The sequence below is a fragment of the Pseudomonas sp. F01002 genome (assembly GCF_004402115.1).
Classification (GTDB): Bacteria; Pseudomonadota; Gammaproteobacteria; order Pseudomonadales; family Pseudomonadaceae; genus Aquipseudomonas; species Aquipseudomonas frigoris.
On sequence record NZ_SOPU01000007.1, the window covers coordinates 27,696 to 54,609 of the forward strand.

General features: G+C 60.5%; 28 protein-coding genes and 4 pseudogenes. 16 read left to right on the forward strand and 16 right to left on the reverse strand.

Going from position 1 to position 26,914, the window contains the following annotated elements:
* Both E3W21_RS05175 and E3W21_RS05180 read right to left on the reverse strand, forming a co-directional pair.
* The coding region (locus tag E3W21_RS05175; RefSeq protein WP_134418715.1) for an alpha/beta hydrolase at positions 1 to 936 on the reverse strand (936 nt) is incomplete at its 3' end.
* Positions 923 to 1,762 (reverse strand): SDR family NAD(P)-dependent oxidoreductase, encoded by an 840-nt coding sequence (locus tag E3W21_RS05180; RefSeq protein WP_134418696.1) that lies wholly within the window; start codon positions 1,760 to 1,762, stop codon positions 923 to 925. The genes E3W21_RS05180 and E3W21_RS05175, both read right to left, overlap by 14 nt.
* A 145-nt stretch (positions 1,763 to 1,907) precedes the next feature.
* On the opposite strand from E3W21_RS05180, the gene E3W21_RS05185 reads away from it, so the two are divergent.
* The 4 genes from E3W21_RS05185 (at position 1,908) to E3W21_RS31115 (ending at position 5,238) form a co-directional block, all read left to right on the forward strand.
* Entirely contained in the window at positions 1,908 to 2,951 is a 1,044-nt protein-coding gene (locus E3W21_RS05185; RefSeq protein ID WP_046054841.1) for a Rieske 2Fe-2S domain-containing protein, read from the forward strand.
* Positions 2,952 to 3,086: 135 nt separating this feature from the next.
* The gene (locus E3W21_RS05190; RefSeq protein ID WP_046054842.1) at positions 3,087 to 4,217 is read left to right on the forward strand and encodes a helix-turn-helix transcriptional regulator; all 1,131 of its coding nucleotides are present in this window, start codon (positions 3,087 to 3,089) and stop codon (positions 4,215 to 4,217) included.
* 87 nt (positions 4,218 to 4,304) lie between these two features.
* Positions 4,305 to 4,853: an ADP compounds hydrolase NudE gene (gene nudE / locus E3W21_RS05195; RefSeq protein ID WP_134418697.1), complete on the forward strand. Its 549-nt coding sequence runs from the start codon at positions 4,305 to 4,307 to the stop codon at positions 4,851 to 4,853.
* 217 nt (positions 4,854 to 5,070) lie between these two features.
* The gene (locus E3W21_RS31115) at positions 5,071 to 5,238 is read left to right on the forward strand and encodes a hypothetical protein (RefSeq protein ID WP_165353277.1); all 168 of its coding nucleotides are present in this window, start codon (positions 5,071 to 5,073) and stop codon (positions 5,236 to 5,238) included.
* 55 nt (positions 5,239 to 5,293) lie between these two features.
* Here E3W21_RS31115 and dmpG read toward each other — a convergent pair whose 3' ends face one another.
* Genes dmpG through E3W21_RS05215 form a run of 4 tightly spaced genes read right to left on the reverse strand, consistent with a single transcriptional unit; the run spans position 5,294 to position 8,899 of the window.
* The gene (dmpG, locus tag E3W21_RS05200) at positions 5,294 to 6,328 is read right to left on the reverse strand and encodes a 4-hydroxy-2-oxovalerate aldolase (RefSeq protein ID WP_134418698.1); all 1,035 of its coding nucleotides are present in this window, start codon (positions 6,326 to 6,328) and stop codon (positions 5,294 to 5,296) included.
* A 13-nt stretch (positions 6,329 to 6,341) separates the two neighbouring features.
* Positions 6,342 to 7,250 (reverse strand): acetaldehyde dehydrogenase (acetylating), encoded by a 909-nt coding sequence (locus tag E3W21_RS05205; protein ID WP_134418699.1) that lies wholly within the window; start codon positions 7,248 to 7,250, stop codon positions 6,342 to 6,344.
* Between the two features lie 18 nt (positions 7,251 to 7,268).
* Positions 7,269 to 8,060: a fumarylacetoacetate hydrolase family protein gene (locus tag E3W21_RS05210; protein ID WP_134418700.1), complete on the reverse strand. Its 792-nt coding sequence runs from the start codon at positions 8,058 to 8,060 to the stop codon at positions 7,269 to 7,271.
* A complete protein-coding gene (locus E3W21_RS05215; protein ID WP_134418701.1) occupies positions 8,057 to 8,899 on the reverse strand; it encodes an alpha/beta fold hydrolase in 843 nt (280 codons plus the stop codon). The genes E3W21_RS05210 and E3W21_RS05215 overlap by 4 nt, the downstream gene beginning before the upstream one ends.
* A gap of 217 nt (positions 8,900 to 9,116) precedes the next feature.
* On the opposite strand from E3W21_RS05215, the gene E3W21_RS05220 reads away from it, so the two are divergent.
* Together E3W21_RS05220 and E3W21_RS05225 are read left to right on the forward strand one after the other, a co-directional pair.
* A complete protein-coding gene (locus E3W21_RS05220; RefSeq protein WP_134418702.1) occupies positions 9,117 to 9,887 on the forward strand; it encodes an SDR family oxidoreductase in 771 nt (256 codons plus the stop codon).
* Between the two features lie 106 nt (positions 9,888 to 9,993).
* Positions 9,994 to 10,491 (forward strand): SRPBCC family protein, encoded by a 498-nt coding sequence (locus E3W21_RS05225; RefSeq protein WP_134418703.1) that lies wholly within the window; start codon positions 9,994 to 9,996, stop codon positions 10,489 to 10,491.
* A 137-nt stretch (positions 10,492 to 10,628) separates the two neighbouring features.
* Here E3W21_RS05225 and E3W21_RS05230 read toward each other — a convergent pair whose 3' ends face one another.
* From E3W21_RS05230 to E3W21_RS05255, 6 genes are read right to left on the reverse strand one after another with little or no spacing between them, the layout of a single operon-like run.
* Complete coding sequence (locus E3W21_RS05230; protein ID WP_134418704.1) at positions 10,629 to 11,018, reverse strand: steroid Delta-isomerase; 390 nt, start codon at positions 11,016 to 11,018, stop codon at positions 10,629 to 10,631.
* Complete coding sequence (locus tag E3W21_RS05235) at positions 11,019 to 12,221, reverse strand: acetyl-CoA C-acyltransferase (protein WP_134418705.1); 1,203 nt, start codon at positions 12,219 to 12,221, stop codon at positions 11,019 to 11,021. It abuts the gene before it with no gap.
* Between the two features lie 31 nt (positions 12,222 to 12,252).
* Complete coding sequence (locus E3W21_RS05240) at positions 12,253 to 12,711, reverse strand: MaoC family dehydratase (protein WP_134418706.1); 459 nt, start codon at positions 12,709 to 12,711, stop codon at positions 12,253 to 12,255.
* A 2-nt stretch (positions 12,712 to 12,713) separates the two neighbouring features.
* The gene (locus tag E3W21_RS05245) at positions 12,714 to 13,496 is read right to left on the reverse strand and encodes an SDR family oxidoreductase (RefSeq protein WP_134418707.1); all 783 of its coding nucleotides are present in this window, start codon (positions 13,494 to 13,496) and stop codon (positions 12,714 to 12,716) included.
* A gap of 14 nt (positions 13,497 to 13,510) precedes the next feature.
* Positions 13,511 to 14,704, reverse strand: a complete 1,194-nt coding sequence (locus E3W21_RS05250) for an acyl-CoA dehydrogenase family protein (protein ID WP_134418708.1) — start codon at positions 14,702 to 14,704, stop codon at positions 13,511 to 13,513.
* A complete protein-coding gene (locus E3W21_RS05255; RefSeq protein ID WP_134418709.1) occupies positions 14,701 to 15,873 on the reverse strand; it encodes an acyl-CoA dehydrogenase family protein in 1,173 nt (390 codons plus the stop codon). Before E3W21_RS05255 ends, E3W21_RS05250 begins: the two co-directional genes overlap by 4 nt.
* A 331-nt stretch (positions 15,874 to 16,204) precedes the next feature.
* Here E3W21_RS05255 and E3W21_RS05260 point away from each other — a divergent pair, with 331 nt between their 5' ends.
* From E3W21_RS05260 to E3W21_RS05285, 6 genes are all read left to right on the forward strand, one after another.
* Entirely contained in the window at positions 16,205 to 17,014 is an 810-nt protein-coding gene (locus E3W21_RS05260; RefSeq protein ID WP_129443117.1) for a response regulator transcription factor, read from the forward strand.
* A gap of 105 nt (positions 17,015 to 17,119) precedes the next feature.
* Entirely contained in the window at positions 17,120 to 18,247 is a 1,128-nt protein-coding gene (locus tag E3W21_RS05265) for an ABC transporter ATP-binding protein (RefSeq protein WP_371927043.1), read from the forward strand.
* Positions 18,248 to 18,286: 39 nt separating this feature from the next.
* Positions 18,287 to 19,429, forward strand: a complete 1,143-nt coding sequence (locus E3W21_RS05270) for a PotD/PotF family extracellular solute-binding protein (protein WP_134418710.1) — start codon at positions 18,287 to 18,289, stop codon at positions 19,427 to 19,429.
* 31 nt (positions 19,430 to 19,460) lie between these two features.
* Positions 19,461 to 20,378, forward strand: coding sequence for an ABC transporter permease (locus tag E3W21_RS05275; RefSeq protein WP_129443113.1), 918 nt, complete (start codon positions 19,461 to 19,463; stop codon positions 20,376 to 20,378).
* Between the two features lies 1 nt (position 20,379).
* On the forward strand, positions 20,380 to 21,207 hold the full coding sequence (locus tag E3W21_RS05280) for an ABC transporter permease (RefSeq protein WP_134418711.1): 828 nt from the start codon (positions 20,380 to 20,382) through the stop codon (positions 21,205 to 21,207).
* Positions 21,200 to 22,672, forward strand: coding sequence for an aldehyde dehydrogenase family protein (locus tag E3W21_RS05285; RefSeq protein WP_134418712.1), 1,473 nt, complete (start codon positions 21,200 to 21,202; stop codon positions 22,670 to 22,672). Before E3W21_RS05280 ends, E3W21_RS05285 begins: the two co-directional genes overlap by 8 nt.
* 12 nt (positions 22,673 to 22,684) lie before the next feature.
* On the opposite strand, the pseudogene E3W21_RS05290 reads toward E3W21_RS05285, so the two are convergent.
* A pseudogene (locus E3W21_RS05290) lies at positions 22,685 to 22,887 on the reverse strand (aldehyde dehydrogenase family protein); the annotation flags it as partial.
* Here E3W21_RS05290 and E3W21_RS31365 point away from each other — a divergent pair.
* The 3 genes and pseudogenes from E3W21_RS31365 (at position 22,789) to E3W21_RS05305 (ending at position 24,200) form a co-directional block, all read left to right on the forward strand.
* The gene (locus E3W21_RS31365; RefSeq protein WP_134418713.1) at positions 22,789 to 23,091 is read left to right on the forward strand and encodes an AraC family transcriptional regulator; all 303 of its coding nucleotides are present in this window, start codon (positions 22,789 to 22,791) and stop codon (positions 23,089 to 23,091) included. The pseudogene E3W21_RS05290 and the gene E3W21_RS31365 sit on opposite strands and share 99 nt — an antisense overlap.
* Before the next feature lie 134 nt (positions 23,092 to 23,225).
* Positions 23,226 to 23,736: pseudogene (locus E3W21_RS05300) on the forward strand (AAA family ATPase).
* 191 nt (positions 23,737 to 23,927) lie between these two features.
* Complete coding sequence (locus E3W21_RS05305) at positions 23,928 to 24,200, forward strand: hypothetical protein (RefSeq protein ID WP_129443105.1); 273 nt, start codon at positions 23,928 to 23,930, stop codon at positions 24,198 to 24,200.
* A 38-nt stretch (positions 24,201 to 24,238) separates the two neighbouring features.
* On the opposite strand, the pseudogene E3W21_RS05310 reads toward E3W21_RS05305, so the two are convergent.
* The 3 genes and pseudogenes from E3W21_RS05310 to E3W21_RS05320 all read right to left on the reverse strand — a co-directional run.
* Positions 24,239 to 24,517, reverse strand: a pseudogene (locus E3W21_RS05310) (hypothetical protein); the annotation flags it as partial.
* Between the two features lie 6 nt (positions 24,518 to 24,523).
* Positions 24,524 to 24,712: a hypothetical protein gene (locus E3W21_RS05315; protein ID WP_256657578.1), complete on the reverse strand. Its 189-nt coding sequence runs from the start codon at positions 24,710 to 24,712 to the stop codon at positions 24,524 to 24,526.
* A gap of 105 nt (positions 24,713 to 24,817) precedes the next feature.
* On the reverse strand, positions 24,818 to 25,033 hold the full coding sequence (locus E3W21_RS05320; protein ID WP_134418714.1) for a hypothetical protein: 216 nt from the start codon (positions 25,031 to 25,033) through the stop codon (positions 24,818 to 24,820).
* A gap of 797 nt (positions 25,034 to 25,830) precedes the next feature.
* Here E3W21_RS05320 and E3W21_RS05330 point away from each other — a divergent pair.
* Positions 25,831 to 26,808, forward strand: a pseudogene (locus tag E3W21_RS05330) (tyrosine-type recombinase/integrase); the annotation flags it as partial.
* Positions 26,809 to 26,914 lie beyond the last annotated feature (106 nt).

Here is a 26,914-nt window from a genome sequence, read left to right on the forward strand (position 1 = left end):
TGTGTTCTCTCCAGATAGCCCCCTGCGCAGGTCTGCCGCGGCATCGGACAAGGCTTGCGCAGCGCGCTCGACAAACGGCGCCATGCTGATAAAACCGTGAATCATGCCCTCGCAGCGCTGCACGCGCACCGCTACGCCGGCTTCCCGCAGACGCAAGGCAAACGCCTCGCCCTCATCCCGCAAAGGATCAAACTCGGCGCTGATCAGGGTGGTCGGCGGCAAGTCCGCCAATCGGTCGGCGCGCAACGGCGAGGCCAAGGGATCATCCCCCTGATCGGCATCCTGCAGGTACTGCTGCCAAAACCAGTACATCATCGCACCGGTGAGGAAATAGCCCTCGGCAAAATCCTCATAAGACTGACTGTCGCAACGGGCGTCGGTGACCGGGTAAAACAGGCACTGATGACTGATTTTCGGCCCCTGACGTTGCGCCGCCAGCCGACTCACGGCGAGCGCCAGGTTGCCCCCGGCGCTGTCCCCGGCCAAGCCGAGCCGGTTGCCATCAACGCCCAGTTCAGACGCATGCTCGACCAGCCAGCAGGTGGCCGCATAACAATCGAGTGGTGCCGCCGGGAATTTGTTTTCCGGCGCCAGTCTGTAGGCGACCGACACCACCACCGCCTCCGTCAAACTGGCAAGTGAACGGCAGAGGTTGTCATGGGTGTCGAGGTTGCCCATGACAAAACCGCCTCCGTGGAAGAACACCAACAGCGGAAGGTTGTCCTGCTCCAGTGGCCGGTACAGCCGCGCATCCAGCTCGCCCGCCGCGCCCGCGACCCGCAGGTGACGCACTTCGATCATCGGGTCGCCGGGGATGGCGGGCAGCAGGTTGTCGGAAAACTGCCGATATTGCTTGGCATCGAGCTGGCTGAAATCCGGCTCCGGCAGGTCGCGAAACTGCTGGAGCACTGCGACGATCTGGTTATCGAGCGGCATCGGCATTTCCCTCTACATCGGTCATTTGAAACTGCGGATTGGTTTCTTCCAGGATGCTTTGCACACGTCGCTCCAGCGCCGGTTTGAAACCTTTGTGAGGGAAGACCCAGAAGCGTTTTTCGGCGATGGCGGCGAACACCTGCTCCGCCAGCTCGCTCGGCGTCATGCCTTGGCGGATGCTGCTGTCGAGCAATTGACTGAATGACGAACCGGCCGCGTCCACCACTTGATTCGACGCCATGATTTCACTGGCCACCGGCCCTGGGCACACTACCGAGACCGATACCGGCACACCGAGCATGCTCAATTCGTAGTGCAGGGTTTCCGAGAGTGCGACCACTGCCTGCTTGGTCACGTTGTAAGGCGCCATCAACGGGCTGCTGAGCAAGCCGGCGAGTGACGCCGTGTTGATCACATGGGCCGCCCGCCCCTGGCGCAAAAACAGCGGCACGAAACTGCGAATGCCATTGATCACACCGGTGAGGTTGACGTTGAGCATCCGCTGCCATTGCTGCGCAGTGATTTCCCAGCTGTAGCCGGTCTGCATCACTCCGGCGTTGTTGAACAGCAGATCAACCCCGCCAAAGTGATCGAGGGCGATATCGCGCAAGCGCTCGACTTGCGCCAGATCGCCAACATCCGTGACGCAAGCAATCGCCTGCGCACCGCCCGCCTGTAGTTCATCGCACAGCGCTTGCAACCCCGGCCCATCGAGATCGGCCAGCACCAGGCGCATCCCCAGCCTTGCCGCATGCTCGGCCAAACCCCGGCCAATACCACTGGCGGCCCCGGTAATCACCGCGACCGGCCCTTGTTCATTGCTCATCGCCAACTCCTGCACTGGGTCCAATGGCGTCAGTAGAGCGGGCGGGCGTAAACCGGCCATCGTCCATTCAGACGATGCCCGCTTCTACAGGGGCGGCAGAATCCGTGACAGGCGCCAAGCCCGTGAACCCTGGGAGAATAATAAGATGAGTACCTTGCACCGCATCGAAGCCAAACTGCTGGAAGACCGCTACGCCCGTGGCTGGCATTGTCTGGGCCTGGCTGCCCAATACCGCGACGGCAAGGCCCATCGCCTGGAGGTGTTCGGCACCCGGCTGGTGGCCTTTCAGGGCGAAGACGGCGAGCTGCATATTCTGGATGGCTATTGCCCGCACATGGGCGCCGACCTCAGTACCGGTTGTGTTGAAGGCAACTCGATTCGCTGCCCGTTCCACGCCTGGCGCTGGGGTGCCGATGGTGTCTGCGATGACATTCCTTACGCCAAACGCATTCCGCCACGGGCCCGGCTCAAGAGCTGGCCACTCATGGAAGAAAACCAGTTGCTGTTCGTCTGGAATGACCCGGAAGGCAACCCGCCGCTCCCTGAGCAACGCATCCCGCGCATTGACGCTTGCTTCAGTGACGAGTGGGCCGCGTGGGAAGTCGCCGAATTGCAGATCGGCACCAACTGCCGCGAACTGATCGACAACGTCGCTGACATGGCGCACTTCGGCACGGTGCATGGCGCCCCCGTCGAGGAATTCAGCAACGTCTTCGAAGGTCACCTGGCCACCCAGATCATGAGCGCCCGCAGTGAGCGCTTGTCCGGCGACAGCGCGTTGAGCACCGTGGCCACCTACTTCGGCCCGGCCTACCAGATCACAGAAATGACCGGCGCGATGAACGGCCAGCCGATCCACTCGATCCTGCTCAACTGCCATGTGCCGATCGACCTCGACAGCTTCACTCTGCGCTACGGCGTGCTGGTGAAAAAGATTCCGGGGCTGAGCGAAGAGCAGAATCAGGCGATGGCCAAGGCCTATGTGCAGCAAGCACAGGAAGCCTTCTACGAAGACGTGACGATCTGGCACAGCAAGACCCGCGTCGACAACCCATTGCTGTGTGACGGCGATGGCCCGGTCTATCAGTTGCGCCGCTGGTACGAGCAGTTCTACACCGACGTCGCGGCGCTCTCGGCCGACGTGCTGGAGCAAAAACGGTTCGTCGTGCGCGCCAGCGAACGGGCCTGAACACAGCGGCCCGTCGCGCTCCCTGCGCCTGACCGGCAGCCGCCCGTCAGGCCTTGAGCCCGAGCGTTGCAAGGAGTCGATATCGGCGCTTATTCTCGGCCACCGCCAACGCTAATAATAAGAACGGTTTTCCCTATGCAGCAGAGCCTCAGCCTCGATACGTTCAGTGATTTGATCGGCAACCTCTATCAGGGACCGCTGGAAACCATTCCCTGGGCGACCTTTCTCAACCAGCTCAACGTGTATCTGGAAAGCAAGTACGTGACCTTCATCCTGCGTCCGCCCAGCGCGCATGTGGATGGCTTGATGGTCAACACCACTGGCACGTCGACCGAGGCGACCGCGTCGTACAACAAACACTTTTTCACCCTCGACCCGTTTGTCGACCTGCCCAACCGCCAGGTGGTGACCCTTGCCGAGTTCGTGTCCAACGACGATTGGCAGCACTCGGAGTTCTACAAGAATTTCCTCGAACCGGTGGATGTGTTCCACATTCTCGGCGCCGACATCAACACCTGCGACGGCGCCCAGTGCCGTATCCGCATCAGTCGCGGACGCGATGACAAGGCCTTCGGCAACGAAGAGAAAGCCTTGTTGACGCACTTTATCCCGCACCTGGAACGCTCGATCAAGATCCACATGCAGCTCAATCGCATCGAAGCCGAGCGCAATCTCTACGCCGGCGCGGTGAATCAATTGGCGGTCGGTACGATCATCCTCGACGAGGCCGGCAAAGTGCTGCAAACCAACCAGGTTGCCGATCGGCTGATCCAGGAAAAGGACGGCATCAAACTGGTCAACGACGGCCTGCAAGTCGGCACCGCGCGAGACACTCAAGAGTTCCGGCGCCTGGTGAAACAATCGCTGCTCTCGCAAAAAAGCAGCAACCCGTCGGTGGTCGAAGCGCTTCGTGTGCAACGGCCGTCCGGGCGGGCGGACCTGGGGATCATCGTACGCTCGGTGCCGTTATCGGACTGGAGCGAAGGCAAACAGTGCCCCACCGTGGTGATTTTCATCAGCGACCCAGAGCAACAGTCCACCGCGCCACAGGAGATCGTCCGCGCGCTGTTCGACTTCACCCCGGCCGAAACTCAACTGGCCATGTTGTTGGCCAACGGCTTGACCCTCGACGAAGCCTCCGAGGAGCTGGGTATCAGCCGCAACACCTCGCGGGCACACCTGCGGTCAACCTTCTCCAAGACCGGCGTGACCCGCCAGACCATGCTCGTGCGGCTGATCCTGCGCAGCGTGGCGACCCTCGGTTAGCGTTCAACCTCCGCCCTCGTCCGCTCGGACGATGGCGGCCATCCCGGCACGGCGCACAGTGGCTTTATCCCAACCAGGGGTCTGACCATGCGCAACTGTCCGACCATCCTCAAGACTGAATTGCTGGCTGAAAGCGGCTATTTTCAGATCGAAGCTTTGCACCTGCAATTCAGCAATGGCCAGCAGCGGATTTACGAGCGTCTGCGCGGCACCGGTTATCGCTCGGTGATGCTGGTGGCGATGCCCGATCCGCTGCATGTATTGCTGGTCCGTGAATATGCGGTCGGTGTCGAAAAAACCGTGCTCGGCCTGCCCAAGGGCGGCGCGGAGCCTGATGAAGACTATCTGCAAGCGGCGCAACGCGAACTCTGCGAAGAAGTCGGAATGCGCGCTGCACGCCTCAGCGAACTGGGCGAACTGACCCTGGCGCCGGGTCACCTGTGCCATCGCTACCGGGTGGTGCTGGCCGAACAGTTGAGTCCCTGCCAACTGGTCGGCGACGAGCCCGAACCGCTGGAATGCCTGCGCGTGCCGCTGGCGCAGATCCCCGACCTGGTCGCCCGCGGCGAACTCAACGAAGCGCGGGCCATTGCTGCACTGTTCATGGCCATGGGGGCCCTCGCCCGGCGCATCTAAAATCGCCAGAATCAAAAGATCGCAGCCTTCGGCAGCTCCTACATGGATTGTGTACACCCGCAAATCAATGGATGAACACGAAACCTGTAGGAGCTGCCGAAGGCTGCGATCTTTCGATCTTTCGATCTTTTTCCATCTAGTCCATTCGGACGAAGCCACGTCCCGTCAGCCGCAATACCTTGCCTCTACAACAATAAAATCCGTGTCGAGACTCGCTATGCGAAAAGCCACCTGTGCCCTGTTCATCATCGTCTGCGCCAGCAGCACCGCCAGCCTGTGTCAGCGCTTCAAGAATGAAGCCTACCGACCGACCACCGCGTTCATCAGTTGCTCGGCCAGTGCCATCAATTGCTATCCCCCGCTGGTGCGTAATCTGCTCCCATAAAAAAAGCCACCGGGCCTGCAAGCAAGGCCGGTGGCTTTTTTGTGCTGTCGCCAGATCAGGTTGGCAAGACACCCCGCGAACGTGACAGGGTCAGCGCGAGGTCTTCGATCATGTCTTCCTGACCACCGACGGTGCCGCGCCGACCCAATTCCACCAGCAGCTCACGTGCGGCAATGCCGTACTTTTGCTCGGCACGTTTGGCGAACAACAGGAACGAACTGTAGACCCCGGCGTAACCCAGGGTCAGCGCATCGCGGTCGAGGCGGATCGGCTGGTCCATCATCGGCACTACCAGGTCCTCGGCAACGTCCATGATCCGGTACAAGTCGATGCCACTGTTGACGCCCATCCGCTCAAGCACCGCGACAAACACTTCCAGCGGCGTATTGCCCGCTCCCGCGCCCAGCCCCGCCACCGAACCGTCGATACGTGCGGCGCCCGCCTCGATCGCGGCAAGGGAATTGGCAATTGCCATGCCCATGTTGTGGTGACCGTGAAAACCGACTTCGGTCCCGGCATTCAGCCCAGCTCGCAATGCAGCGATTTTCTCAGTGACTTCATCGGGCAGCATGTAGCCAGCCGAGTCGGTGCAGTAAATGCAGTTGGCCCCATAACTCTCCATCAGCCGCGCCTGCTCCAGCAGTTTCTCCGCGCTGACCCTATGCGCCATCATCAGAAAGCCGACGGTATCCAGGCCCATCTTCGCTGACATGCCGATGTGCTGGCCGGAGACGTCCGCCTCGGTGCAGTGGGTGGCCACACGAATGGTCGACACCCCGTGTTCATGGGCCATTCTCAAATGATCGAGGGTGCCGATACCCGGCAACAACAGCGCCGAGACCTTGGCCTGTTTCATCCGCGGGATCACCGCCGCGAAGTATTCCTCGTCGCTGTGAGCGGGGAAACCGTAGTTCAGCGACGCACCGCCCAGGCCATCGCCGTGGGTGATTTCGATCAGCGGCACGCCGGCCGCATCGAGACCGGTCGCCACCGAGATCATCTGTTCCAGGCTGATTTGATGCTGTTTGGCATGCATGCCGTCGCGCAGGCTCATGTCGTGCAGACGGACGCTCTTACCTTGCAAATTCATGGCAATTCTCCACTCAACGGACGGGCAGTTGCAGGGTGCCCTTGTGGGCTTCTTCGGCGAACATCTCGGCGGTACGCAGCCCCGCTGCGGTCATGATGTCGAGGTTGCCGGCGGACTTGGGCAGGAAGTCGCCGAGGCCTTCGACTTCGATGAAAATCGACACCCTGTGCCCATCGAACACCGGGCCATTGATCAGCTTGTAGCCGGGAACATAGCGCTGCACTTCCTTGACCATCTGCAACACCGAGGTGCGAATGGCGTCCTGATTCGGTTCGTCATCCGTCAGGCAGTGGATGGTGTCGCGCATCATCAGCGGTGGCTCGGCCGGGTTGATGACGATGATTGCCTTGCCGCGTCGTGCGCCGCCGATCTTCTCCACCGCTCCGGCCGTGGTGCGGGTAAATTCGTCGATGTTCTGGCGAGTGCCCGGGCCGACCGAACCGGAGGAGACGGTGGCGACGATCTCGCCGTAACTCACCGACTGGACCCGCGACACTGCCGCGACCATCGGAATGGTCGCCTGGCCACCGCACGTCACCATGTTGACGTTCATCGCCAACGTCGCCGCATGCTCCTTGAGATTGACCGGCGGCACGCAGAACGGGCCGATGGCGGCCGGCGTGAGGTCGATCATGATCACCCCCAGCGCATTGAGCTTGCGGCTGTTTTCCGCGTGTACATAAGCCGACGTGGCATCGAAGGCGATGCGAATATCATCGTCGAGTACATGGGGCAGCAGTCCGTCGACGCCCTCGGCCGTGGTTTTCACGCCCAATTCACGGGCGCGTTTAAGGCCCTCCGATTGGGGGTCGACGCCGACCATCCAGACCGGCTCGATCCATTCCGATCGATACATTTTCATCAGCAGATCAGTGCCGATATTGCCCGGGCCGATAATGGCCGCTCTGAGTTTCTTGCTCATCCGGTTAAACCCCACAGGTCAGGCGCAGAAGGACACCTGGGCACTGCCCAGGCCATCGATAGTCAATTCAAAACGGTCGCCCGCACGCGCAGGCTCCAGCGGCACCAAAGAGCCTGAGAGAATGATTTCCCCGGCCTTGAACGGAATACCGAAAGCACCCAGGGTGTTGGCCAGCCAGGCCACGGCCGTCAGCGGATTACCCTGCACCGCCGAGCCCAGTCCCTCGCTCAGGAGTTCACCGTTCTTGAACACACGCATGCGCAAGTTGGGCAAATCCAGCGTCCGTGGATCGACCTGAACCTCGCCCAGCACGAACACACCGCAAGAGGCGTTGTCGGCGACGGTGTCTTGTATGCGAATGCGCCAGTCATGAATCCGTGAATCGACGATCTCGAAGCACGGCGTCACATACTCGGTCGCTTCCAGCACGTCGGCTTCGGTAACACCGGGGCCGATCAGATCGTGCTTGAGCTTGAAGGCAATCTCGCCCTCGGCGCGCGGCTGGATCAGCTTGTTCGCGGCGAGGGAGATTTGCGCGTCATTGGCGAATGACATCTGCCGGGTGATGAAGCCGAAATCCGGCTGATGCACGTTGAGCATTTGCTGGACCGCCGCCGACGTTACGCCGATTTTCTTGCCGACAATCCGGTCACCGGCGGCCACCCGGCGTTCGATGCTGCAGAGGGAAATATTGTAGGCATCTTCGATGCTGATCGCCGGCCAGCGCTCGGTCAGCGGCGCCAGGGTGGTGCCGCTCAGCAACGCCTGATACAGCTCCTCGCCGTATTGATGGCGCAGTTGTTCACTCATGAGCAAGCCTCCTCAAAGAACGCCAGGCACTCGCGGTTGAACAGTTCACGGTGCTCGACCATCACCCAATGCCCGCATTCGCTGAGCAGGACAAAGCGAATGTTCTGGCAGTGCTGCATCATCGTTTGCGCGCCAGACACCGGGCAGAATTTGTCGTTCATGCCCCAGAAACCGAGGATCGGACACTGCAACTCGCCGAGGCGCGAGGTCATGTTCGGCACTTGCATGGTCGACAACACGCAGACCGGTTGCTGGCGCACCACTGCGACCCGCTCATTGACCGTTTCGTCGCTGATCAAGGACTCATCGAACAGTTGCAGCGCCAGCAGCCGGCGCATTCCGCCCGCATCGTGCAGTTCACCCTTGGCGAAGGCCGCACCCATTTTCTGGATGCCTTCCATCTGCAAGTAATACTGTTCTTTTTCCATCAGGCCGCCGGGCGCCATCAGCACCAGCCGGCTGACCCGCTGCGGTTGGTCGAGGGCCAGTTTGATCGCGATCGCACCGCCCAGAGAATTGCCGACCAGCACGCATCGCTGGATATCCAGGGCATCGAGCAAACTGCTCAAGGCGGCGACAAAGAAGTCCAGGGTGTAGAGGGTGTCTGGCTTATCTGAAGCGCCATAACCCGGCAGGTCCGGGACAATGGTCCGGTAGCCTGCCGCGGCAAACACCGGGTAGTTCTGCTTGAAATTGCTGTGACCGCTGGCGCCCGGCCCGCTGCCGTGAATGAAAATTACCGGTTCACCGCTGCCGATGTCCTGCCCGCCGATATCCAAGTAGTGCAGCTGCAAACCTTCCGGCAGCGTGACGAAGTGCCCTTGCGCTGATGCGTCCATAGGTGTCCTCCCGGCCTGTTGTTGTCGCCGGATTATTCCGAGCGCCCGGGCAAACAACATCGTCCGACAGGACTACGCCCAGGGGGCGTTCTCAATTAGTTTCCACACCGCGCAGGGAAACTAATTGAGAACGCCCCCTAGTCTTTTCGGACGTTGGCCGATGGGGGTGACAGACCTAGCATCGACAGCATTCCCGAGCGACAGAACGAGGCATCCCATGCTTGATCCGATGGACTTTCGCGGCAAAGTGGTACTGGTCACCGGCGGTGGCAAGGGTGTCGGTCGCGGCATCAGTCAGCGTTTTCTCGACTGTGGTGCCGAAGTGGTGATCTGTGGCCGCGAAGCACCGGACACCCTGCCTGCTAGCGCTGGGCGCGAGGCGCTGTTTCTGCCCTGCGACCTGCGGGATGTCGAGCAGTCCGGGCGGTTGATCGACAGTATCGTCGAGCGTTTCGGTCGCCTCGATGTATTGGTCAACAATGCCGGCGGTTCACCGAATGCCGACGCGGCCAGTGCCTCGCCGCGCTTTAGCGAAGCGATCATCCGCCTTAACCTGTTGGCGCCGCTGAATCTCTGCCAGCAGGCCAATCAGGTGATGCAGGCGCAAGCCGACGGTGGCGCAATCATCAATATTTGCAGCGTCAGCGCGACCCGTCCTTCCCCCGGCACTGCTGCCTATGGCGCGGCCAAGGCCGGGTTGCTGAACCTGACCGGTTCGCTGGCCGTGGAATGGGCGCCCAAGGTGCGGGTCAACGCTGTGACGGCCGGGTTGATTCTCACCGAGCAGGCGGCCATGCATTATGGCGATCAGGTGGGCATTGCCCGGGTGGCAGCGACCATCCCGCTGCAACGCCTGGCGGCTCCGGAAGACATCGGCGATACCTGTCTGTACCTGGCATCAACGCTGGCACGTTATGTCAGCGGCGCGGACATCACCGTGCACGGCGGTGGCGAACGCCCGGCGTTTCTCGACGCGGCACAATCCTGAAAAGATCGCAGCCTGCGGCAGCTCCTACGTTGATTGTGTACACCTGTAGGAGCTGCCGCAGGCTGCGATCTTTTGGCCATCTCATTAAAACAAGAGGAATCCCGACATGCCTGCGATAGCCAGCCACAGTGTTTTGCTGGATCTCAGCCCATCTGCCGCATGGGCCAAACTGCGCGACCTGAGCCTCGCCCCGCACTATGTGCCAGGTCTGACCGGTTGCCAGTTTCATCCCGGTGCGCGCGAAGGGGTTGGCGCCAGTCGCCGGGTGTTCCGCAAAGGGGGTCAGTGGCTGGATGAGAGCGTGGTGCAATGGCAGGAAGGTGCGGGTTTCGTACTGATCCTGCATCGGGCCAGTAGCGGCGCGCCCTTCCCGTTCCGCGAGGCCAGCTTCAGTTATGCCTTGCAGGCCGAGGGTTACGCGACACGCATCACCACCCAAATGAACTACAGCCTGCGCGGTGGCAGGCTGGTGGAATGGTTGCTGGCGAAGGCGTTCAACAACGTCGTGCGCCAGATTGCCGAGAACCTCAAGGCCTTCTGCGAAACCGGGCAGACGCAGAATCGCGACTTGCTCGCCGCCACAACTCAGGAACGCGCCCTGTAGCAGCTGCCGAGGCTGCGTTCGGCTGCGCAGCAGTCGTAGATCCTGCATCCACGGTTTTTCTGGAATACCGAAGTGCCTGATTTTACGACTGCTGCGCAGCCGAACGCAGCCTCGCAGGCTCGACAGCTGCTACAGGTTCATGCTTGGCTTTGGGCGGTCAGGTTGACCTCACTCCAATAGGCTTTCATCGAGCGAATCTTGCCGTCGGCATCGAACTCCATCACGTCGATCACATGGATCGAGCACGGTTGCCCGGCCCATTCCATATCGACCCGAAACGGCATCGCCCCACAACCGTTGAGTGTCGCCCGAACCGGGCCGGTCAAGGTCGCCGAGACTTTGCTCGCGCCCAGCCCTTCGCGGTAGAAACGTTCTATATCGACGATACCCTGCAACGGCGGCCGACCGACCGGGTCTTCGACCACTGCATCCTCGCTGTAAAGCGCAATGATCCCGTCGATGTCACCGGCGTCCACCAATTCCACATAACGCGCCATGGTCGCTTGAATCTGTTGTGCACTGACCATTCAGACCACCTCGAACAGTGCGGCGGCACCCATGCCGCCGCCGATGCACATACTCACCACTACATAACGCAAACCGCGGCGTTGCCCCTCGACCAACGCGTGACCGACCATCCGCGCACCGGACATGCCGAAAGGATGGCCCACCGAAATTGCACCACCGTTGACGTTCATGCGTTCGGGGGGAATGCCCAGGGTGTCGCGGCAATACAGCACCTGACAGGCGAACGCCTCGTTCAACTCCCAGAGGCCAATGTGGTCCACGGTCAGGCCATGGCGCTTGAGCAGTTTCGGGATGGCGTAGACCGGGCCGATGCCCATCTCGTCGGAGTTGCAGCCAGCGACCGCCATCCCGCGATAAATCCCCAGCGGCTCCAGGCCACGCTTCTCGGCCAATTTGGCACTCATCAACACCGAGGCCGAAGCACCGTCGGAGAGTTGCGAGGCATTGCCCGCCGTGATGAAACGACCCTTTTCACTCCACTGACCGCCCGGCCACACCGGTTCCAGCGCATTCAGGCTTTCGCGGGTGGTGTCGATGCGGTTGCACTCGTCACGCAGCAAGGTGACGGCCTCAAAGCGGGTTTCGCCACTGGCCTTGTCGAAAATCGCCTTGCGGCTGGTCAGCGGCGCGAGTTCACGGTCGAACAATCCGGCACTCTGGGCCAGCGCGGTTCGCACCTGGCTCTGATAGCTGTATTCGTCCTGTTCCTCTCGGGAAATGCCGTAGCGCGCGGAGACGATTTCGGCGGTTTCGATCATCGGAATGTAGGCGTACGGATCAAGCTCGATCACCGAGCCTGACTGATTGCGGTACAGGTTCTTGTGCTTGTTCTGCACCAGCGAAATCGACTCCAGACCACCGGCCACGGCAATGTCGACTTCATCGCACATGATCCCTTTGGCGGCCATGGCAATGCTCATCAGCCCCGATGAACACTGGCGCTCGACCGCCATCCCGGCGACCGAGGTCGGCAAGCCGCCGGCAATCGCACACAGACGCCCCAAGTTATAAGACTGCGTGCCCTGCTGCGCCGCCGCGCCGATGATCACATCGTCCACTTCGCCCGGCTCGATACCGGCGCGACGCACGGCTTCGCGCACCACATGGCCGCCGAGCTGCGGGGCGTCGGTGTCATTGAATGCACCGCGAAAGGCTTTGCCGATCGGGGTACGGGCGGTCGAAACGATGACGGCTTCTTTCATGCTGGATTCCTCGAATGTTCTGCTAAAGGGGTCACGCGGGGTAGTAACGGCTGATGGTGTCGACCACACAGCCGGGGCGCTCCTCGCCATCGATTTCGACGCTGACGCGAATGGTCGCCTGAACGCCGCCCTTGACCTCCTCGACCGCCATCAATTGCGCACTGCCGCGCACCCGCGAGCCAACACGCACTACCGTGGGAAAGCGCACCCGCTCGCAGCCATAATTGACACCCATGGCAATGCCGCGCACCTCGACGATCTGCGGCAAAAACAGATTGACCAACGCCAGGCTCAGATAGCCATGGGCGATGCAGGCGCCGAAGGGACCGCTGGCTGCTTTGAGCGGATCGACGTGAATCCACTGGTGATCACCGGTCGCCTCGGCGAACCGGTCGATGCGCTCCTGCGCGAGAACCAGCCAGTCGCTGACGCCCAGCACCTCTCCCACGGCATCGTGCAAGGCGAAGGGCGTGTCGAAAACACGTGGCATGTTCAAGCCCTCTGACTGGAAACCGACAACACTTCGCCGGTCATGTAGGAACTGTAGTCGCTGGCCAGAAACATCATTACGTTGGCCACTTCCCAGACCTCGGCGGCACGACCAAACGCTTCGTTGGCGGCGAGTTGATCGAGCACCGCCTGAGGGGCGGACTTACGCAGGAAATCGTGCAACGCAATGCTCGGGCTCACCGCGTTGATGCGGATCCCGTAGTCGGCGGCCTCGACCGCGGCGCAACGGGTCAACGCCATGACCCCGGCCTTGGCCGCGGCGTAGTGCGACTGCTCTTTCTGCGCCCGCCAGCCCAGTACCGAAGCGTTGTTGACAATGACCCCGGCACGCCGCTCGATCATCTTCGGCAACATGGCGCGGGTCATGCGCATGGTGCCGGTGAGCGTCACATCGAGGACCCGGTTCCACTCCTCATCCGTCATGTCCACCAGCAGCCGTGAACCACCAAGCCCGGCGTTGTTGATCAGCACATCGACACCCTGCAGATCACGCTCGGCACAAGCAATCAGCTGTTGAACCTGAGCTTCATCAGCGACATTGCAGACCTGACCGAAGACCTGTTGCAGACCGGTCGCTTCGCGGATTTTCAACACCGCTTCTGCCAGCCGGCCTTCATGGATATCGCTGATCATCAAGGCGCGGCAACCCTCCTCGGCGGCACGCACCGCGGCGGAAAAACCGATACCGGCCCCGGCCGCGGCCGTGATCAGCACCGACTTGTCACGCAACAGGCCGTGACCTGCAACATAGTGAGGAACAGACATGGAAAACTCCTTGGTCAGGTGCGCAGGCGCGGTTCTTTGGGCATTCCCAGGGCGCGCTCGGCGATGATGTTGCGCTGGATCTCGTTGCTGCCGCCGTAGAGGGTGTCGGCGCGACTGAACAGGTACAGCGATTGCAAACGGGTGAGTTGGTAAGGCGCGGCTTCCAGCAGCTCCGCCTCGGCGCCGAGGACGTCCATCGCCAGCTTGCCGAGGCTGGCGTGCCAGGTGGACCAGAACAGTTTGTAGATGGTCGCTTCCTTACGCAGCGAACCGTCCTGCGCCCCGGACAGCATGCGCAGCGAGTTGTAGCGCATGATCCGCAGCCCGCTCCAGGCCTCGGCCAGGCGCTGGCGCAGGATCGGGTCGCGCGCGGCGCCATTGGCCCTGGCGATGGCGATGATTTCGTTCAGTTCATTGTGAAATTGCATCTGCTGGCCAAGGGTTGACACTCCGCGCTCGAACCCCAGCAGCGCCATGGCAATCTTCCAGCCCTCGCCCGGCGCGCCGATGATGTTGGCGGCGTCGGTGCGGGCATCATCGAAGAACACTTCGTTGAACTCAGAGGTGCCTGTGAGTTGCTCGATCGGCCGCACGGTAATTTCCGCCTGGGCCATGGGCACCAGCAGGAAGGACAAGCCGCGATGGCCAACGCTGCCCGGTTCAGTGCGGGCGATCACAAAACACCAGTCCGACTCATGGGCCAGGGAGGTCCAGACTTTTTGTCCGTTGATCACCCAAGTGCCGCTGGCTTCATCAAGCACCGCGCGGGTCTTGACGTTGGCCAGGTCGGACCCGGCCCCCGGTTCGGAATAGCCCTGGCACCAGAAGGACGTGCCGTTGACGATGCCCGGCAGAAAGCGCTGTTGCTGCTCGGCAGTGCCGAACGCGGCAATGGTCGGTCCGGCCAGCCCTTCGCCGATATGCCCCATGCGTCCCGGGCCGCCAGCGCGGGCGTACTCTTCGTGGAAAATCACTTGCTGGCTGATCGACAGACCACGCCCACCGTGCTCCGGCGCCCAGCCCACACACGTCCAGCCGCCGTCGGCGAGTTTGCGTTCCCAGGCTTTGCGCTCCACGGGAAACATATGTTCGTCACCCGGGCCACCGCGAAAACGCAGGGGCTCGAATTCACCGCACAGGTTCACGCTCAACCAGTCGGCTACTTCCTGACGGAAGCGCTCGTCCTGTTCGCTGAAACTGATTTTCATGGTTGCTCCCCAAGAATCGCCACGGCGATGCGCTCTCGATGCCAGGCAGGTGCGCCGAGAAAGCTTTCGCTGGCGCGGGCGCGTTTGAAGTAGAGGTGCGGGTCGTATTCCCAGGTGAAACCAACGCCGCCATGCAACTGGATCGACTCGGACGCGCAGTGGAAATAGGTTTCGGAGCAGTGCGCCTTGGCCAGCGCCGCCGCCAGCGGCAGCTCGGCGGCCACCTGCGGATCGCCTTCGGGATCGAGGACTTCCTGGGCCACGCAGGCCGCGTAGTAACTGGCCGAACGTGCGCATTCGACCTGCAGCATCATGTCGGCGGCGCGGTGTTTGAGCGCCTGAAAACTGGCGATAGGTCGACCGAACTGCTGGCGTTCCTGCATATAGGCAACGCTCAGGTCGAGCACCTGCTGCGCGCCACCGGTCTGTTCGGCAGCCAGGCCGATGCAAGCCAGTTGCAGGACTCGCTCCAGGTGCGGCCAGCCCGCACCGAACTCACCGAGCAGGCAGTCAGCGCTGAGGTACAGACCCTTGAGCTGAACCCGTGCCTGACGACGAGTCTGGTCCATGGTCGGCAGCATTTGACGCTCGATCCCTGCCCGGTCCGCGTCCACGGCGAACAGGCTGATGCCCGCCTCGCCGGTCGATCCGGGAACCCGTGCGGCGATGATCAAGAGGTCAGCGCTGTGCCCGTCGAGCACATGATTGAGGGTTCCATCAAGCACAAAACCCTCGCCCTCGGTCACCACCGTGGCCTGAACATCCTTGGCCGCCCAGCCGTTGGCGCTGCTGAAGGCCAGCGTAGCGGTGAGGCTGCCGTCGGCGATCAACGGCAGCCAGCGTTGTTTTTGTTGTTCGTTGGCGGCCAGCAACAGCGCGGGTGTGGCCATGCAGGCGGTGGCGAAGAACGGTGAACACAGCAAGCGCCGGCCCATCTGTTCCAGCAAAATCGACAGCTCGACAAAGCCCAGCCCGAGGCCGCCGTACGCTTCGGGAATATGAATGGCCGGCCAGTACATTTCGCGGCACAGGCGCTGCCAGAGCGCCTCGTCAAAACCTCGCTCGCTGACCATCGCCGCTCGTACGGCGGCAGAATCCGAGACATCGGCGAGAAAGCCCTCGGCCGATGCGCGGATCATTTCCTGTTCGTCGCTGAATGCAAACTCCATCGCGGCGCCTTCTGCTCGTTAGGCGGGGCACGCATGAAGCGACACCCCTCTGGCCTTCGAGTTTGGTGCCAGTGGCACACGACAGAATCGTCAGCCTTGCCTAGTCCGAATGGGCGATGTCGAGGCCGATCCGCCGAGGATCGAACGCCTGGCCCATGGGCGACCGACCCCATCACTTCTGATACCACCCCTGTAGCACTCGGTAACATCCGGCGCTGTTACGGTGCGTCTTTTCAACGACTCGACTTCACGCGCCCCGCCCTACAAGGCCAAAAACAGCCATGGCGTAAATTGTGCATCTAAACGCAATCCAATCCTGCTTGAAGCCACCATGCGCCCCAAGGAACTGAAACTCTGGACTACCGGTGTTGCCCATTTACTGGACCTTCCTCCCGGGCATGCGCGGTTAGCAGGCTTAAGTCACTGGTTGCGGCAAGTATGCCCGGTCGATCACTTCGTTCTGTTCGTCTACGAAGGCAATCATCGGCCGTTGGCGCTGTTCGACACCTTCACAGCCGACAAGCGTGCGGTGTATGTCGATGACTATCAGTGCGGGCCCTATTTGCTTGATCCGTTCTACCTGGCATGCACTCGCGGGCAAGCGCCTGGACTGTGGCGTTTGCGACAGTTCGCACCCGACCACTTCTACCTCGGTGAGTATTACCTGACGTATTACCAGCAAACCGGGCTGGCTGAAGAAGTGGCGTTTTTCGTCGACCTCGGTGGCGGCGCCATGGCCGTTCTGTCGTTGATGCGATCCACCGCCAGCTGTGCTTTTGGTCGTGACGAGATGCAGTTGATCGAGTGCGCGCAGGCGGTGGTTGAACAGGTCATCAATGAAGCCTGGCGTTTGCGTCAAGCCCAGCAACCACGCCCGGCGCAGGACCTGGACTTCAAGATCCGCGAAGCCTTCGATCAGTTCGGCGCGCACATCCTCACCGGCCGCGAACAAGAGATTGTCCAGTTGCTGCTACGCGGTCACTCCAGCGCCTCAGTCGCCGAACAACTGAGCATCAGTCCTGGCACGGTGAAGATTCACCGCAAGAACATCTACGCCAAGCTCGGCATCGGCAGCCAGTCCGAATTGCTCGGGCTGTTTATCCGCGACCTTACCGGCCAGGAACTGGTCGTCGAAGCCTGACACCTGAAACCGACTCTATCCCCCAAGGGATATATACAGCGCAAAACCCCGATTGCTAGTTTGGCCCCCGACGCACTGATTCATCACTGCAAGGGAGCCCGCCTCGTGAACAACAGCGTGAACGACACTTCGCCAAGCGATATCGAATTCTGCAATGTGGTCAAACGCTATGGCGAGGTGTCAGCCGTCAATGGCCTGAACTTCGCGGTGCGTCGCGGCTCATTCCATTCCTTCCTCGGCGGTTCCGGCTGCGGCAAAACCACCACCCTGCGCATGATCGCCGGCTTCGAACAGCCCAGTAGCGGCGAAGTGCGCCTGTCGGGCAAGAACGTTGCCGGAGTGCCGGCGTTTGAGCGGCCGGTGAACATGGTGTTCCAGCATTACGCCCTCTTCCCGCACCTGACAGTGGCGCAGAACATCGCCTATGGGCTGCGTTATCGCACCCCGCGACCCGACAAAAAAACCCAACTGCGCATGGCTGATGAAGCGTTGGAAATGGTGCGCCTGAGCGGCTTCGGCCAACGCAAGCCGAGTGAACTTTCCGGCGGCCAACAGCAGCGTGTAGCCCTGGCCCGGGCGCTGGTCAACAAGCCGACCGTGTTGCTGCTGGACGAGCCGCTGGCGGCGCTGGACCGCAAGCTGCGCAAGGAGATGCAATCCGAATTGCTGCGCCTGCAACGCGAAGTCGGCATCACCTTTGTGCTGGTCACCCACGATCAGGAAGAAGCCTTGTCGATGAGTGACAGCATCAGCGTGATGCACAACGGTTCGATCATCCAGACCGCCACCCCGGAACAACTGTATGAGGCGCCGGCCAGCCGTTACGTGGCCGATTTTATCGGCGAATCGAATCTGTTCAACGGCACGGTTCGTCAATTGCAGGGCGATTCAGTTGTGCTGCGCACCGAGCAAGGACTGGAACTGACCAGCCCACTGACGCCCACCGGCAAAGCCTTAAGCGCAGACGTCGCCGGTTGCATCGCGGTGCGCCCGGAGCTGATCAGCATCGCCAGCGCCAACGCCGACATGACCCGCGAAGTGAAGCTGCAAGGCTACGTGGAAGACCGCATCTACCTCGGCAACTCCACCGAATACCGCGTGCGCACCCAAGCCTTTGGCGTGGTTTGCGTGCGTGTGCCGCGCCAGCAGGATCACGGCGCCAATGCATTCGAACACGGCGCGGCAGTGAGCGTCGGCTGGGATCACGCCAATGGCCTGGCCATGGCGTTGTAAATCATCGATTCGTTTCATCAACCGAATGTGGAGCGTGCTATGGACCGCAAGACGTTTATCAAAACCCTGCGTAGCTGGCAGAACGGCTCGATCAGCCGCCGCGAGTTCCTTGGCCGCACCGGCCTGGGAATTGCCGCAGCGGTGGTCGCAACCAACATGCCCGGCCTGCTGACTTCCACCGCCGAGGCCGTCGAGCAGGCCAAGCTGGGCGATCGCCTGTCGCTGGCGACTTGGCCGAATTACCACAGCCAGGAAAACCTCGACACCTTCGCCAAAACCACCGGTGCGCGCGTTTCGATGAGCGTGTTCGGTTCCAACGAAGAGATGCTTGCCAAATTGCAGGCCGGTGGCAGTGGCTGGGACGTACTGGTGCCGACCAACTACACCATCAGCACTTACGTAGGCCTGGGCCTGATCGAACCATTGGACCTGTCGCGCATTCCCAACTTTGAGGCGTCGGCCTTCCAGCAAAAATTCATGGCCCAAGGAACGGTAGATGGCAAGGTGTATGCGGTGCCGAAAAACTGGGGCACTACCGGCATGCTCTACGACACCGGCAAACTGAAGAACGGCCCCGCCAGCTGGAAAGAATTCTGGGTTGCAGCTCAAGGCCCCGCCAGCGGCCGGACGATGGTTCACGACTACCAACTGACCGCCATCGGCAACGCGCTGAAAAGCTTCGGCTATAGCTTCAATTCTCTTGACCCGAAAGAACTGGCCGATGCCGAAAAACTGCTGATCGAGGTCAAGCCGCACCTGTTCGCCATCAACTCCGACATCCAGCCGTCAATGCGCAGCGGCGATGCCTGGCTGGCGATGTCCTGGACCGGCGATGCCTCTCAGTTGCACCGCGACAACGCGCAGATGCAGTTCGAACTGGGCAAGGAAGGTGGCGAACTGTGGAGTGACTTCTTTGCCATTCCCAAAAGCTCGGAGCACAAGGACGCGGCCTACGCTTTCATCAATTACCTGCTCGATCCGCAGCACAACAAGCTCGAAGTGTTGAGCCACGGCTACCCGAGCGGCGACAAACGCGTCGATGCGTTGCTGCCCACCGCCATGCTCGACGATCCGATCATGTACCCGGCCGCCGAAGCGCTCAGTCCTCTGGAGTTCGGTGCCGCGGCGACGCTCACCAGCCCGGCGCGGGCCGAACTGATGGCTCGCTTCAAGTCCGCCTGATCGCCTGGCCATGGCCAATGAGGAGTCCCACATGAACGCCGCCACCCACCCGCAAACGGTGCAGCCGGGCAATGCCCTGTCGGTCGAGGTTCGCCAACGGCGCAGCCTCGGCCGGCGGATCACCCTGCTGATGCTCTTGCCCTCGACCTTGTGGTTCTTGCTGCTGTTGTTGATGCCGCTGGTGATCATCCTGGTCTTCAGCTTCGGCGAGCGCAGTGCCGTGGGCGGTTACGCCGGTGGCTTCACGCTGGCCAACTACCTGAACCTCGGTTCCCGTGGCGCGGCGTTCAGTAACACGCTGATGTTGGCGCCGCTGGGCACGCTGGTGTGCCTGGTGGCGGCTTACCCGCTGGCGTATTTTCTGGCGGTCAAGGTCAGCAAGAACCGCTCACTGCTGCTGACGCTGGTGATTGTGCCGTTCTGGACCAGTTTCCTGATCCGCACTTACGCCTGGATTTTCATCCTCAGCGGCAAGGGCATTCCGGCCTTGCTCGCAAGCCTTGGCCTTGAAGACGTGCGGCTGATCAATACGCCGTGGGCGGTGCTGATCGGCATCGTTTACGGCTACTTGCCGCTGATGGTGTTTCCGATTTACGTCAGCCTGGAAAAACTCGACAAGCGTCTGCTCGAAGCCTCGGCGGACCTGGGTGCCAGCGCTTTCGAAAGTTTCCGACGGATCACCCTGCCACTCTCCGCCCCCGGGATCATCACCGGGGTGATGCTGGTGTTCATCCTGTTGATGGGCGAGTTCCTGATCCCGGCCATTCTCGGTGGCGGCAAAGTGTTCTTCGTCGGCAACGCACTGGTCGACCTGTTTCTGCAATCGCGCAACTGGCCCTTCGGCAGCGCGCTGGCGATGACCCTGGTGGCGATGATGCTGCTGATCATCGGCGTGTATTTGAAACTGGTGGCGCGCTATGGCGGCCGCCCTGCCGACGGAGGGTTGTGACATGTGGCTGCGCAGCTATTCGACTTCGCTGTACCTGTTTCTCTACGCACCGATCGCGTTGATCGTGGTGTTCAGCTTCAACGCCGGGCGCAGTGGCCTGGCGTTCGAGTGCTGCTCGGTACAGTGGTTTGGTCGCGCGTTTGGCAACCCGTTCATCATGGAGGCGCTGGGCCATAGCGCGTTCATTGCCTTCACTTCAGCGGTGATTGCCACGCTGTTCGGCACGCTCGCGGTGTTCGGTTTGCAACGTGCCGGCGCCAAAGTGCGGTTGCTGTTCGATGCGCTGACCTATTGCGCAATCATCGTGCCCGGGATCGTCATCGGCATCTCGACGCTGATTGCGTTCATTAGCCTGTTCGACCTGATCAACCCGTTGCTGGCGAGCTGGATACCGAGCGTTCCACGGTTGAACATGGGCTTCTTTACCGTGATCGCCGCGCACTCGCTGTTCACCATGGCGTTGGTCATGGTGATCGTGCGCAGCCGCGTCGACTCACTGGACAAGGCCTTGCTGGAAGCCTCGGCCGACCTCTACGCGCCCCCAATGCAAACGTTCTGGCGGGTCACCCTGCCGCGGATCAGTCCGGCGATCATGGCCGGGTTTCTGCTGGCGTTCACCTTCAGCTTCGACGATTTCATCATCGCGTTCTTCGTCGCCGGTTCCGAAACGACCTTGCCGATCTACATCTTTTCATCCATCCGTCGCGGCGTGACCCCGGAGATCAACGCGGTTTCGACCGTCATCATCTGCGCGTCGCTGGCGCTGCTGTTCACTTCCCGTCACCTGCAAAACCGCCGCACCGGCGTCCAGGAGTCTCACCATGCGTGATCAGCTTTACATCAACGGCGAGTGGGTCAGCCCGGATCTGGGCGGTTACTTGGACGTCATCGACCCGGCTACTGGACAGGCTTTCCATCGGGTAGCTGCGGGCACCGAAGAAGACGTCGATCATGCAGTGCGCGCCGCCAGGCGAGCGTTCGATAACGGCTGGAGCCAAACCACTGGCGCCGAGCGCGCGCAGTGGCTGGAAGCGTTGGCTGATGAATTGGGCAGTGGTCAACAGGCGTTGGCTGAACTGGAAGTGCGCGACAACGGCAAACCGTTGCCCGAAGCGCGGTGGGACGTTGGCGATGCGATCGGCTGCTTGCGTTACTACGCCGGGTTGGCCCGGGAACTGGATCAACAGCAGGACCAACCGCTGGCACTGCCGGACGAGCGCTTTCGCTGCCGAATCCGTCATGAGCCGATCGGTGTCGCCGGGCAGATCATCCCCTGGAACTACCCGCTGCTGATGGCCGCGTGGAAGGTCGCACCCGCCTTGGCCGCCGGGGCCACGCTGGTGTTGAAACCGTCCGAACTGACACCACTGACGGCGCTGGAACTGGCCGCGGCCGCCGACCGCATCGGTCTGCCGGCCGGAGTCCTGAACGTCGTGACCGGTCTTGGAGCCGACGCCGGCGGTCCGCTCACCGAACACCCAGGCGTGGACAAACTGGCCTTCACCGGCAGTGTGCCCACCGGGGCAAAAATCATGTCGGCGGCCGCTCGCGACATCAAGAACATCAGCCTGGAGCTGGGCGGAAAGTCTGCGTTGATTGTGTTCGACGACGCCGATGTCGAAGCAGCGGTGGAGTGGATTCTGTTCGGGATTTTCTGGAACCAGGGCCAGGTGTGCAGCGCCACTTCACGCTTGCTGGTGCAGGAAAACATCGCCTCGCGGTTGATCGAGCGACTGGTTGAGGAAACCCGCAAGATCACCATCGGCCCAGGCATGGAACCCGGCGTGTTGTTGGGCCCTTTGGTCAGCCGAGGTCAACACGACAAGGTCCTCGGCTTTATCGATCAGGGACTGGCCAGCGGCGCACGCCTGCTCACCGGAGGTCGGCAACCGGCGTATCTGCCAGAGGGTTATTTCATCGAACCGGCCATCTTCGACGAGCCCGGACACAGCAGCATCCTCTGGCGCGAAGAGGTGTTCGGCCCGGTGCTGTGCATCAAGCGCTTCAAGACCGAAGAGCAAGCCTTGCAAATGGCCAACGCCAGCCGCTTCGGCCTCGCCGCCGCCGTGATGAGTGCTGATTTGCAACGTACCGCCCGCGTCGCCAACCAACTGCGCGCCGGGATTATCTGGGTCAACTGCTCGCAACCCACCTTCGTCGAGGCTCCGTGGGGCGGCATGAAACACAGCGGTATTGGCCGGGAACTCGGCCAATGGGGGCTGCACAATTATCTGGAGGTGAAGCAAGTGACCGAATACGTCAGCGACCAGCCATGGGGGTGGTATCTGGAATAGACGGTTGGTGCCTCAGTTCAAATACCAGCCCCGGCCCCGCCGTTGTATCGGGTGATCGGCTGGGTTTCGAGGTAGTTGTCGTAGCCCCACTCTCCCAGCTCGCGGCCAGTACCGCTATGCTTGTAGCCGCCCCAAGGTGCTTCCACGAAGGTTGGTTGCGAGCAGTTGCCCCAGACGCTCCCGGCGCGAAAGCGTCGGGCGACCCGTTCGCAGCGTGGAAAACGTTTTATACGCTCCTCAATCAACTGCGCCTGGATGACGCCCTTTCACGTTTGAATGCGCAACGCCACGCCTCGCGCATTGACGAGATTGCCAGCGCCTCAGGCTGTAACTCGCTGTCCACTTTCTACCGTTGCTTCAAGCAAAAAACAGGGTGTTCGCCGAAGGCTTATTTGCAGCAACTGTCTCGTCCTGAATAAGGTTTACACCTTCTGGCTTCTTATCAGTAGCAACACAAAATTCATTTCCGTGGCGCAGTCGACCCATCCATCAGCCTTTGACTGGCCCTCCAGAACCTGCACAATTGCCGGCTTTTTTGCGACAGGAAGTCCTCATGCAACGGATTGTAATTCTGGGCAATGCCGGTAGCGGCAAATCCACCCTCGCCCGCGCCCTCGGCAAGCGCCTGAGCCTGCCCGTGGTGCACCTGGACGCTGTTTCGGGATCCCGGCTGGGTCGAACCCGACGCTGAGCAGTTCCGCACGCGGGTCCGCGAAGCGATCGAATCGGATGCCTGGGTTTGTGAAGGCAACTATGCGCGGCGCACCTTCGACCTTCGCCTGCCCCGTACCGACCTGATCATCTGGCTCGATACGTCGCGGCTCACCTGTTTCACCCGGGTGATCATGCGCAGCGTCATGAACCGCCCTCGCCCTGACCTTGCAGCAGGCTGTACAGAGAAACTCGACCGGGCGTTCCTGACCTTTCTGAACTTCGTGTGGAATTTCGATCGTGGCTATCGCCCAGGTATCGAGGCGGTACGCCTGGCCATAGGCCCGCAAATTTCTACAGTGCACTTGCGCGGTACCCGGCAGATTGCCGCATTTCTCGATAGCTTGCCCTAGGCCCAGCAAGGGTTGTGAAAGAAAACCCTCGGGCTCGCGAAGAAGTCTGTGTGACGCAAAAAGAAAAGTCAGGTTTCGATGTGGCTTTTTTACGACTACATTTATCCGTCAGAACTACCTCTGCATCCATAGACAAGCAGCTAGCGGCACGAGTGCTTACGAATACATGCTCCCCACTTTGAGGATCAGACATGCATCCATCCTTTCTGCAGCGCATCGATGAGCTCGGCGCTCTGCTTGTCCACTCCAATGCAGCACGCATCGATTTCTTCCGGCGCACTAATCGACTGAAGTCGCGCCGCGGTGTTCGCTTCCAGGTGGTGACCATGAAGCTCGGCATCTTTCACGTCGTCGAGCGATACACTGGCAGGACCTGGGCCTACCGTTTCAACTACCGAGAGGCCATGGATTTCGCCATCCAGCTCGAGGAAAAGTCCAACCGCCGGAAGGGAGTAGCGCGGTGATCGCCGATTCTGACTGTCCAACTGTTTCTAAATCGTTTTCACACAGACTGGGTCGTAAGCTGTACGGGTAGGGAATCGCTGGAGAAGGAAATCACGACGGGGCTGAATACGGTTACAGGTGGCTTGAAGATCGAGACTTGTAGCATGCCGCCTGTCTTGCATTCCTGGCCCGGCTTACAAGGTTTGCCGTGCTCGGAAGGGCTTTTCATATCGTTGCAGCAGTCCATCCCCATGTCGTCCATCATCGCCATGCCCATCGTTTTCATTGGGCAAGGTTCTGTCGGTGTCTGCATGCCCGCCATCCCGCTGAGGGGAAGCGGGCCTCAGGCGAATCCAGTCATCGTTCTGCTGGACCTTGCCGTTCCCTGAATATTCACCACCAAGTTCTTCTTGGCGGACTGCTCAATCGTCAGCGCTTCAGTGCTGCCGCTTTTTACGGAGGCCGCACAGCCGCTCAGCAGAGAAACGGCAACGGCGCATGAAAGGAAGATAAAAAACCCGGTGCTTTTCATTGAATTTCCATATCCAAAAAGGTGTGCATGCACACATAAAGTCAAAGGGTATGCCTCATACACCTTCTGGCCGCTTTAGGCCTTTCAATGAGTCCATGGCGGTCTTCAATGAAGAGTCACAACCCTGTGGCTTTCGCCAATCCTGATCCGGTCCAGTGCCCTGTTTAGAGAATCCAAGGCGTCAAGGAGGGCTTTCGCCTCGATCTCTCGACCATCTCCCCAAAGGCGTTCAGCCATTCTGTTCAGGGCTTGGATGGCGTGCTCAATTTCATGAGCAGTAGCCGTCGCTGCTACTTTACTTTCCGTCTTTTTCATCGGCATTCAGTAACCCTTCTGCAGGGCATTGCTCTGTCTTTCAATTGTTAGCGCGAATACATCGCCCACCGGAACAAGTGCTGCTTTGAGGCTCGGTGAAGCTGTTGTCGTCATCCGAGCCCAGGACTAGGCGCGCCCTTCACGCCCATACATCTTGCTAACGACGCAAAATTTATCACCATTGAACCGCCACTACGAGCAGCTGCGAGTGGTTTTCATGCTCTCTGGAATTAGCAACAACACGGCGGGCCTTTGCTCACCTTGGAGAAACTGCCTTGTAGGCAGCCATTAACCGAGAGGACATGCAGTGACCACTCAAGCACCGAACCAATCAAGTGATTTTGCAGGATTCGGCCAGCGCCTATAGATCTAGGCATGGCGATGAAACGCAACGAGACCACCGTTAAGGGTAAGCGACCGGCCATGCGAGCGAAGGCATGACCAAAAACTTCCAGCGCGACCACGAAGAAATCGTCTGGTCCGAGGCAATTCCGGACCTGAATATCAGCGAAATCACCGGGTAGTTTTGCGCCAGTACTGCGCAGGCCTGAAACGAGAAAGGGGATCAAGCCGCTAAGTGCTTGATCCCCTACGAATATGGTCGGGACGGAGTGATTCGAACACTCTACCCCTAGCACCCCATCTCCTTTTTCATACTTTTTGAAAGACTCCAAAATTTTACTCTGGATTTTTCTAAGCTAGTATTTACTTGATCTCCAGCGGTGTTCTGCTCTACGAGAGTCCAGTAACGTCCATCAAGAGCCGGCGTTTTTGTGGGGGTAAAAGTAGGGGTAGTCCATTTCATGGCAAAAATTACCATCAAAGAACTCGAGTCGCTGACCGCCAATGATGCCGGCCGAATCCTCCGGGAAGATGGCAATCTCGCGGGTCGAATTTCCCTGCGTAAGGACGGCGTGTCGGTCAGCTTTTTCTATCGTTATCGGTGGGGCGACCAGAACAAAGAGTACGCCTGCGGGTCCTGGCCACGCAAATCCCTGACGGAGATCCGCAAGGCCCGCAACCAGGCACGGGCACTCATTGATGAGCAAATCAATCCCAACGAGCACAAGAAAACCGCTAAGGCACAGGCATACGCCGCTGCTAACTTAGAGGCTGAACAAGTAAAAACGACGAAGGTGAAAACGCTGACCGTCCAGGATCTGGCCAAGGCGTGGCTGTTGGATGGCGTGGCGCGGAAAGATGGCAATGCTGAATTGCAACGACGCTTTAACAAGGACCTTTTTCCGGCACTCGGCAAGACCGCGGTGAGCAGCGTCTCCGAACACGATGTTCGGGCGATGATCCGCGCCGTAGTCAACCGCGGCGCTCACCGGCAAGCCATCAGTTTCTTCGCCGACCTCACTCAGATGTTCAGCTGGGCCAGAAAACGTCAGCCCTGGCGAGCCCTATTGATCGAGGGTGATCCGACGGAACTGGTCGACATCTCCCCTCTGATCCCAGCCGACTACGAGGCAGAAAGAAGCCGCATCCTTTCACCGGCTGAGCTGCTGGAACTGCACAACCGCTTCCAGCAAATGACCACCGATTACAACGCCCTCCCCGCCGGCCAAAAATACGACGGCATTCGACCATTAAAGAAGGAAACCCAACTCGCGCTTTGGATCAGCTTGGGTACCTTGTGTCGGATTGGCGAGTTGCTGCAAGCCGAATGGAAAAATGTCGATCTGGAAAAACAGACTTGGTTCCTACCCAGTGAAAATGTCAAAGGCACTCGCGGCAAGAAGCAAGACCACCATGTCTTCCTTTCGTATCCGCTCCATGAACTCCACATTCCAAGCGGATAGCTGACGGCTGATGCTGTGCTCCCGATTTCCATCAGGAGCCCATCACCATGATGCGTCCCAATGCCAGCGTTGAAAAAGTGTA